The sequence below is a fragment of the Achromobacter spanius genome (genome assembly GCF_039673305.1).
Classification (GTDB): Bacteria; Pseudomonadota; Gammaproteobacteria; order Burkholderiales; family Burkholderiaceae_B; genus Achromobacter; species Achromobacter spanius_F.
Genome location: NZ_JBDJLJ010000114.1, coordinates 1 through 3,335, shown reverse-complemented (window position 1 = coordinate 3,335; position 3,335 = coordinate 1). Strand labels below are relative to the sequence as shown.

2 rRNA genes are annotated in these 3,335 nt (G+C 52.2%); both read right to left on the bottom strand.

Going from position 1 to position 3,335, the window contains the following annotated elements:
* Position 1: 1 nt before the first annotated feature.
* Positions 2–114: ribosomal RNA gene (gene rrf / locus ABE485_RS31010) — 5S ribosomal RNA — on the bottom strand.
* A gap of 199 nt (positions 115–313) precedes the next feature.
* Positions 314–3,198 (bottom strand): 23S ribosomal RNA (locus ABE485_RS31005).
* Positions 3,199–3,335 lie beyond the last annotated feature (137 nt).

Sequence of the window (3,335 nt, the reverse complement as noted above, 5' to 3'; positions counted from 1 at the left end):
AGCCTGACGATGACCTACTTTCACAGACGTCCGTCCACTATCATCGGCGCAAAGGCGTTTCACTGTCCTGTTCGGGATGGGAAGGAGTGGTACCACCTTGCTATGGTCGTCAGGCGTAACTGGTTGAGCCGCTGCCTGTGGGCAACCGCTCCAATCTTGGAAGAAACACAACGTGTGGGTGATCAGAGGCTGGCTCGATGATCACGCACAGTGGGGTGTAATTGATGTTGGCTGGCTGCCGACGGTGCAGCCAGATTTTGTATTGAACGACACTTGGAACGCTATATCACCAGGTCATAACCATCAGTGTTATAGGATCAAGCCTCACGGGCAATTAGTATCGGTTAGCTTAACGCATTACTGCGCTTCCACACCCGACCTATCAACGTCCTGGTCTCGAACGACCCTTCAGGGGGATCAAGTCCCCGGGATACCTAATCTTCAGACGAGTTTCCCGCTTAGATGCCTTCAGCGGTTATCTCTTCCGTACTTAGCTACCCGGCAATGCCATTGGCATGACAACCGGTACACCAGAGGTACGTCCACTCCGGTCCTCTCGTACTAGGAGCAGGCTCCGTCAAGTATCCAACGCCCACGGCAGATAGGGACCAAACTGTCTCACGACGTTTTAAACCCAGCTCACGTACCTCTTTAAATGGCGAACAGCCATACCCTTGGGACCGGCTACAGCCCCAGGATGAGATGAGCCGACATCGAGGTGCCAAACACCGCCGTCGATATGAACTCTTGGGCGGTATCAGCCTGTTATCCCCAGAGTACCTTTTATCCGTTGAGCGATGGCCCTTCCATTCAGAACCACCGGATCACTATGTCCTGCTTTCGCACCTGTTCGACTTGTCAGTCTCACAGTCAAGCACGCTTATGCCATTGCACTATCAGCACGATTTCCGACCGTACCTAGCGTACCTTCGAACTCCTCCGTTACACTTTGGGAGGAGACCGCCCCAGTCAAACTGCCCACCATGCACTGTCCCCGATCCGGATAACGGACCAAGGTTAGAACCGCAAACAAACCAGGGTGGTATTTCAAGGATGGCTCCACGTGATCTGGCGACCACGCTTCAAAGCCTCCCACCTATCCTACACAGGCCGGTTCACAGTCCAATGCAAAGCTACAGTAAAGGTTCATGGGGTCTTTCCGTCTAGCCGCGGGTAGATTGCATCATCACAAACACTTCAACTTCGCTGAGTCTCAGGAGGAGACAGTGTGGCCATCGTTACGCCATTCGTGCAGGTCGGAACTTACCCGACAAGGAATTTCGCTACCTTAGGACCGTTATAGTTACGGCCGCCGTTTACCGGGGCTTCGATCAAGAGCTTGCACCCCATCACTTAACCTTCCGGCACCGGGCAGGCGTCACACCCTATACGTCGACTTTCGTCTTTGCAGAGTGCTGTGTTTTTAATAAACAGTCGCAGCCACCGATTCTCTGCGACCCCATCATGCTAAGCGCGCAGGCGCTTCACACTACCGGGGTATACCTTCTCCCGAAGTTACGGTATCAATTTGCCGAGTTCCTTCTCCTGAGTTCTCTCAAGCGCCTTGGAATATTCATCCCGTCCACCTGTGTCGGTTTGCGGTACGGTCTCGTACAGCTGAAGCTTAGAGGCTTTTCTTGGAACCACTTCCAATCACTTCGCAAGCAATGCTCGCTCGTGCCATACCCTTGATTTACGCGCCCGGATTTGCCTAAGCGCCATCTTCGATACAGCAACAGGGACATCCAACACCCTGATGATCTTCCGCGATCCGTCCCCCCATCGCACTGTACGACGGTGCTGGAATATTAACCAGCTTCCCATCAGCTACGCATCTCTGCCTCGCCTTAGGGGCCGACTCACCCTGCGCCGATGAACGTTGCGCAGGAAACCTTGGACTTACGGCGAGGGGGCTTTTCACCCCCTTTATCGCTACTCATGTCAGCATTCGCACTTCTGATACCTCCAGCAGCCTTTACAAGCCACCTTCGCAGGCTTACAGAACGCTCTCCTACCGCGTGCACTAAAAGTGCACACCCGCAGCTTCGGTTTATCGCTTAGCCCCGTTACATCTTCCGCGCAGGACGACTCGATCAGTGAGCTATTACGCTTTCTTTAAAGGATGGCTGCTTCTAAGCCAACCTCCTGACTGTCTATGCCTTCCCACTTCGTTTCCCACTTAGCGATAATTCGGGACCTTAGCTGGCGGTCTGGGTTGTTTCCCTCTTGAGTCCGGACGTTAGCACCCGGTGCTCTGTCTCCCAAGCTGTACTTGCGGGTATTCGGAGTTTGCCATAGTTTGGTAAGTCGCCATGACCCCCTAGCTATAACAGTGCTCTACCCCCCGCAGTAATACTTGAGGCACTACCTAAATAGTTTTCGGAGAGAACCAGCTATTTCCAGATTTGTTTAGCCTTTCACCCCTATCCACAGCTCATCCCCTAATTTTTCAACATTAGTGGGTTCGGTCCTCCAGCACGTGTTACCGTGCCTTCAACCTGGCCATGGATAGATCATCTGGTTTCGGGTCTACACCCAGCGACTGAATCGCCCTATTCGGACTCGCTTTCGCTACGGCTTCCCTATTCGGTTAACCTTGCCACTGAATGTAAGTCGCTGACCCATTATACAAAAGGTACGCAGTCACCCCACAAGGAGGCTCCTACTGTTTGTATGCATACGGTTTCAGGATCTATTTCACTCCCCTTCCGGGGTTCTTTTCGCCTTTCCCTCACGGTACTGGTTCACTATCGGTCGATCACGAGTATTTAGCCTTGGAGGATGGTCCCCCCATCTTCAAACAGGATTTCACGTGTCCCGCCCTACTTTTCTTACGCTTAGTTCCACACACAAAATTTCATCTACAGGGCTATCACCTGCTACGGCCGGACTTTCCATTCCGTTCGACTATCTTGCGTGCTAAAACGTAAAGGCTCTTCCGATTTCGCTCGCCACTACTTTCGGAATCTCGGTTGATTTCTTTTCCTCGAGCTACTGAGATGTTTCAGTTCACCCGGTTCGCTTCCACTAGCCTATGTATTCAGCTAGGGATACCGCATTGCTGCGGTGGGTTTCCCCATTCGGATATCTACGGATCAAAGCTTGTTTGCCAGCTCCCCGTAGCTTTTCGCAGGCTACTACGTCCTTCATCGCCTGTGATCGCCAAGGCATCCACCATATGCACTTAGTCGCTTGATCCTATAACGCTGTAGGCTATAGGACCTGAGTATTAGCGTTTGTGCCGTTCATAAGTTTCAAAGCAGTCTGAGGTTATTCACCCCAGTCTTGAGAACTTGGAACAAAAATAATGCAATCACAACCCGTGCCCATCTTCA